This window comes from Candidatus Zixiibacteriota bacterium (genome assembly GCA_021159005.1).
GTDB lineage: Bacteria > Zixibacteria > MSB-5A5 > UBA10806 > 4484-95 > JAGGSN01.
Genome location: JAGGSN010000170.1, coordinates 1 through 6,319, shown reverse-complemented (window position 1 = coordinate 6,319; position 6,319 = coordinate 1). Strand labels below are relative to the sequence as shown.

The following is a 6,319-nucleotide window of genomic DNA, read 5'->3' as shown; positions in this document are numbered from 1 at the left end:
CTAACATTTAAGCTTAAAGATAAGTTATAAGTTAATTAACAAAAGGATGGAAAAAATGAAGAATATTCAAAATATAGCTTTAGTAGGGTTATGCTTAGTAGTGTTTCTGGTAATTGGTTTTAATAGTAATGCTTTTGCTCAGTGTTCAAGTTATGAATATTGTTATGCCGCAAATGACAGCGGTAGTAACCCATTATGTACTACAGGCTCATATGACCCTTGCGATAACTATGTTTATTGGTGGATGGAATTTCATCGAACATCAAAGACATTTAGTAGTTCACATTTAATTTTAAATCTTGTTGGCGCATCTCTCATTGAAAACTTTAGTTCTGAAGATTATGCCCCAAACACAGACAATAAATGTAATTCCGGTCAGTGGATATATGTTGGTCCAAGTTCAGACCATGAATTAAGGCTTACTCGAACTGGGTCACCTGGATACTTTACACGAATAAAACCCAGCGTTAGATATGCAGCAGGAGGCGGAAGCTGATACTGATTAGTTTGTAATAATTAAGGGGGGCTATTTTTGGGAGAATATTACAATGTGTAATAAAAGCATTACTCTAAATATTTTGGCATTATTAGTTGTAGGAATTTTATTGTCTTCGGTTTTCGCTGATGAAAACCAATGGGCTACCAACGGACCATCAGGCGGCAGTGTTAAAACAATAGCCATTAAACCTTTCAGTCCGCATACTGTATATCTTGGTACAATCGTAAATGGTGTATACAAAACCATCGATGGCGGCGAAAACTGGCATCATCTTGATAACGGCGGTTTGTTCTCCTGTATGCGCATAATCACCTTTCACCCATTTGTGCCCGATACGGTTTATGCCGCGTCTGTAACCGGTATTTTTAAAAGCTCCGATGACGGTGAAAACTGGGTTCAATTTTCGCCGCCAGAAAGCCGGGATAGAGAATACAGGGCATTACTGATTCATCCTACCGATCCTAATCTGATTTTTACCGGAGGACCAATAATAGCGTGGATGTCTACAGATGGTGGGCAAAACTGGCTAAGACCTGATATGCCCCAGTATATTGGAACTAAGTACATAACTGTAGATTATAACAATCCCGATAATATTTATTGGGCTGCAGGTGGTTTGGGTCATGGCTTGGGTATCTGGAAAAGCGATGACCGAGGAGAAACCTGGAATAATATTCAAAATAATATAGACTCTTCCGGTTTCGGTACCTGCATTGAAGTAGATCCTGTCGATTCCGAGATTCTGTATTTTTCGTACGCGAATTACGAGGGGAATGGGGATTGTTTGGCTAAATCTTATAATGGCGGGCAATCATGGATTGATATAACGCCAACAGGTCTTAATACTCCGGCAATAAAAGCTGTAAAAGTTTTACCATCTGATCGCAATACTATTATAATCTGCACGGCAGAAGATGGTGTATTAAAAAGCTCTGATGGCGGTGAGACATGGCGAAGTATTAATAATGGTTTAAAAGTTGTTCAAACTGCTTCAATGGAATTAGACACTACAAATGGGATTCTATATCTGGGCACTTATCATGACGGTATTTACAAAAGCACGGATGATGGAGAAACTTGGTTAAAAATAAGCTCGAATATCAATTGTGTGGAAACTTGGGATTTAGCAGTGAGTAACTTTAATCCTGATTTCACAATCGTTGCCGCGCGAAATGGCATCTATAGTTCCCCTGATTGCGGTCAGACATGGGACTATATTGATATTGGATATCCTATAGAGCATAAAGCTCTTACTGTTGAGTTTGATGAGTATTATCCCGATAATATATATATCGCTACAGGGTCGACTACTTATCCGCCGCAAGGTGCTTCCGGTTTCTATCGTACATTGAATAATGGCGAGAGTTGGGAATTTTTCAATAGTGGTTTGCCCAATGATAGATTTTATATTGATATTGCAATTTCGAGTTATAATGAGGAGGCCCGAAGATTTTTCCTAACCTCCGATCAAGGTTTGTACTTCTCGGATGATTTTGGGGAAAGCTGGACTCTGTACACATATGACATTCCGGTAAACATGTGGTATACCGTAGTAGAGGTTGCGCCAACCGACCCCAATACAATAGCGGTTGGCGACGCAATTAACAGGGTTTTTATCTCTCATGATAGGGGTGAAACATGGCATCAAGCCGATGATCTGCCCGAAATATCGGAAGGTGAATTTATTCAGGATATCGAATTCCATCCATCTGATGCCGATCATATTTATGTAAGCAGCTACTATTTAGGTTTATTCGAATCAACCGATAGCGGCGAAAGCTGGAATAATATTAATAATGACATGCCGCTGCCGTCAGCGCCTTATCATTTTGTTGTTTCTGGTATTTCTATAAATCCATTAAATCCGCAAAATATGTTTATCTCTTCAAATAATATTGGTGTTTGTCAATCTCATAATGGCGGTCAGAACTGGGAATTATTCAATGCTGGTCTTGACTCTACTTGCGGAGTTGGTGAGATGATGTTTGCTCCCGGTGATACGACCAAACTTTACCTTGCAACTGCAATGAGATCCGTTTGGTCTATCACCCGCACGCCAACAGGCATAGCGGTCGATGACAATATATTGCCGCTTGGAATTAGCTTGTCTAATTACCCCAACCCCTTCAATGCGCGAACTACTATCAGCTATAACCTTCAACTACCGACTGATGTAGCCATCGACATCTACGACATCCTTGGCCGCCAGGTGGAAACGCTTGTTAATATCAAACAGACGGCTGGCTGGCATCAAGTTGTATGGAATGCTGAAAGCGCTGCATCAGGCATCTATTTTTATAAGCTCACTGCCGATGGAAATTCGGATATTCAAAAAATGATGCTTCTGAAGTGACATATTGTAATTGCTCTTAGCTTTCAGCTAAATATTTGAAACAAACTTCAATATTTTTCGTATCCCAGCTAAATGCTTGAAAACGGAAAACAATATAAAGAGGAGACCACAACATGAGGACTTATATAATAATTTTAATAACTGTTATTATGATAATCCCCTGCCTGAATGCCGCCGACAGGGAATGCTGGTCTCACTCTTATTCTAATGAAGTTTATCTCGATGATAGCAATGTTTTTACAAATATAGATGACGATGTTATCACTATTTGTTTTGATAATTGCGATTATAACAGGATAAAAATCACCTCAGATTATGAACTGTATATTAACGGCAAACATATCAAAACCGATGATGACCAGAAAGAATTGATAGAAGAATTTTATAATCAGACTATGGAGCTAACCGAATACGCCGGGCAAATAGGAGAAAGAGGAGCTAAAATAGGTTTAAGCGGGGCGGCGCTTGGATTGAAGGCAGTTGGCAGTGTTTTCAGGGCAGTCTTTTCAGATTACGATTTCGATGATATTGAAAGAGAGCTTGAAATTGAAGCGGAAGAATTTGAAGAGCAGGCTGAATTACTGGAGGAACAAGCGGAGGCTATCGAAGAAATAGCCGATGAATTAGAATATATTTATAATGAATTGAAACAGGAAGTTCCTGAACTTCATGACCTTGATTGGTTCTAAAATATGTAATTTCATTTCCTTATCTCAAGTTGTGTCAGGCTTCGGCAAATTCAGAAGCCTGGCACTTTTTTTATTGAACGCGGATTTTACATTTGAATATCGAATAGTTTTATAGCGGCGGCAGGAACCCTTTCCTGCCGCTTCGGAAATTTTCTTTATGTCCACTTGCGTTTTCTTATAAAATATATTATATAAATTCCTTGTGATGAAAGAATTGCAATGACTTTAAAGGAGTTAAAATAAAATGGCAAAAGTAATAGGTATCGATCTCGGCACTACAAATTCCTGTGTTGCCGTTATGGAAGCCGGCGAGGCTAAGGTTATCCCCAATCCCGATGGTGCTCGAACTACACCATCGACGGTGGCATTTACCAAAACCGGCGAACGATTGGTTGGCCAAACAGCTAAACGACAGGCTATCACCAACCCCGAAAATACGATATTTTCTATCAAGCGCTTCATGGGACGCCGTTATGATGAAGTATCCTCTGAGGAAAAACTTGTCCCCTATAAAATCATCAAGGCGCCAAGTGATATCAGGGTTGAGGCGCAGGGCAAGGAATATGCCCCGCCTGAAATATCAGCGATGATTTTGCAGTTCATGAAAAAAGCCGCTGAGGATTACCTTGGCGAAGAAGTTACCAAGGCTGTAGTTACGGTGCCGGCATATTTCAATGACAGCCAACGTCAGGCAACAAAAGATGCCGGCGAGATTGCCGGTCTGGAAGTATTAAGAATTATCAACGAGCCTACCGCGGCTTCCTTAGCGTACGGCCTCGAGAAGAAAAAGGATCAGAAAATTGCCGTTTACGACCTCGGCGGCGGCACTTTTGATGTTTCAATCTTAGAACTCGGCGAGGGAGTATTCGAGGTCTGCTCCACCAATGGCGATACGCATCTCGGCGGCGATGATTTCGACCAGCGCATAATTGACTATCTGGCTGATGAGTTCAAAAAGGAACAGGGCATCGACCTTCGCGATGACAGAATGGCGCTTCAACGTCTGAAAGAAGCTGCCGAAAAAGCGAAATGCGAACTGTCATCCACTATGCAGACTAATATCAATTTGCCATTCATAACAGCCGACCAGGCAGGTCCCAAGCATCTCGATTTGACGCTTACGCGCGCCAAATTGGAACAGCTATGCGATGATTTGATTCAGCGCACTGCCGAGCCATGCCGTCAGGCTTTAGCGGATGCGAAACTATCTCCTGAGGATATCAATGAGGTTATTTTAGTTGGCGGCATGATTCGCATGCCCAAGGTTCAGGAGGTTGTTAAGGAGATATTTAAGCGCGACCCGCACAAGGGAGTTAATCCTGATGAAGTAGTCGCTATCGGAGCGGCTATTCAGGCTGGCATTATTGCCGGTGATGTTAAAGATGTGCTTCTTCTGGATGTTACGCCATTATCGCTGGGTATTGAGACGCTGGGCGGCGTTTTCACCAAGCTGATAGATCGCAATACGACAATCCCCACGAAAAAGACTCAAATATTCTCGACCGCTGCCGACAACCAGCCGGCTGTCAGCATTCATGTCCTTCAGGGCGAACGCGGTTTAGCGGTTCATAACCGCACGCTGGGACGGTTCGAGCTGGTTGGCATTCCGCCGGCGCCGAGGGGCATTCCGCAAGTCGAAGTAACTTTTGATATTGACGCTAACGGCATCTTGAACGTATCCGCTAAGGATTTAGGCACTGGCAAGGAACAATCAATCAAGATTGAATCATCATCCGGTTTATCCGATGCTGAAGTCGACAAAATGAAAAAAGACGCCGAAATTCACGGCGAAGAAGATAAAAAGCATCGTGAATTAGTGGAGGCAAGAAACAAAGCCGATTCGATGATTTATTCCACCGAAAAATCGCTTAAAGAATATGGCGATAAAATTTCAGATGACGATAAACAGAAAATCGAACAGGCTGTAAACAGCTGCAAAGAGGTTTTGAAATCAGACGATGTTGAGGCTATCAACAAAGCGGTCGAGGAAGTAATGTCGGCATCGCATAAACTGGCGGAGGAGATATACAAAAAAACCGCCGCCGAATCGGCTGAGGCTGGCGCCGAACAGCAAACCGCCGAACAGGCCGCCGCCTCCGATGATGCTAAAGAGGATACCAAGGATAAAGGCGATGGCGCTGTTGATGCTGATTTCGAAGTAGTTGATGATAAAGATAAATAATATCTTTATTCCGATTTAGAAAACCATTTTTTTTAAGGGTAGTAATATGTGGTTGGCGTACGTCCCGGTGCGCCAACTTTAATAGTCAAAACCACGGGGAGGGTTTTGGCCTACTGTGCTATAAATAATTATTTTTGCAAAAAGCTTTTTATTCCGATTTTAAAAACCACTTTCTTTGAAAGTGGTAATATTTAAATGCTTTTCAAATTTTGCAGGCCGGTCATGCCAGTGAAAATTAGAATTCAGTAGGGCGGGAGTCCTCGACCCCTGCCAATTTATTTTATGTGTTGGGATGGAATCCACCTTAGGCTGACGACATACTAACGCCTGCTTTTTTATTGTGTTGTCGGAAGTTACTTCCGACAACTCTGGTGGAAAAATCCGCCTATGGCAGATTAAATTTATAATTAATGAGACCTCAGGCGGACGAAATCCTGACACCTGAATGTTTTACGATTAGCTATTAGCCCGAATTGGTCATAAATATTATGGCAAATTGCAGTATCTTATGCTGGAATTTATAAATAATCCGGATTAGCAGCAATACTGTTCACTTAATGCTTGCAAATTAGGTAGAAGTATGATATTCTTTCGGA

4 protein-coding genes are annotated in these 6,319 nt (G+C 41.8%); all 4 read left to right on the top strand.

Translation table 11 applies throughout. From position 1 onward, the window contains the following. Positions 1–55: 55 nt before the first annotated feature. The 4 genes from J7K40_10840 (at position 56) to dnaK (ending at position 5,723) form a co-directional block, all read left to right on the top strand. On the top strand, positions 56–496 hold the full coding sequence (locus tag J7K40_10840; GenBank protein ID MCD6162894.1) for a hypothetical protein: 441 nt from the start codon (positions 56–58) through the stop codon (positions 494–496). 52 nt (positions 497–548) lie between these two features. Continuing rightward, entirely contained in the window at positions 549–2,852 is a 2,304-nt protein-coding gene (locus J7K40_10835; protein ID MCD6162893.1) for a T9SS type A sorting domain-containing protein, read from the top strand. Between the two features lie 113 nt (positions 2,853–2,965). Continuing rightward, entirely contained in the window at positions 2,966–3,541 is a 576-nt protein-coding gene (locus tag J7K40_10830) for a hypothetical protein (GenBank protein MCD6162892.1), read from the top strand. A gap of 244 nt (positions 3,542–3,785) precedes the next feature. Further along, complete coding sequence (gene dnaK, locus J7K40_10825) at positions 3,786–5,723, top strand: molecular chaperone DnaK (GenBank protein ID MCD6162891.1); 1,938 nt, start codon at positions 3,786–3,788, stop codon at positions 5,721–5,723. The last annotated feature ends 596 nt before the right edge of the window (positions 5,724–6,319 follow it).

What these genes read in the sequence shown, in the direction of transcription:
- J7K40_10840 (MCD6162894.1), top strand. Translation starts at nt 56, where the DNA reads ATGAAGAATATTCAAAATATAGCTTTAGTAGGGTTATGCTTAGTAGTG.
- J7K40_10835 (MCD6162893.1), top strand. Translation starts at nt 549, where the DNA reads ATGTGTAATAAAAGCATTACTCTAAATATTTTGGCATTATTAGTTGTA.
- J7K40_10830 (MCD6162892.1), top strand. Translation starts at nt 2,966, where the DNA reads ATGAGGACTTATATAATAATTTTAATAACTGTTATTATGATAATCCCC.
- dnaK (MCD6162891.1), top strand. Translation starts at nt 3,786, where the DNA reads ATGGCAAAAGTAATAGGTATCGATCTCGGCACTACAAATTCCTGTGTT.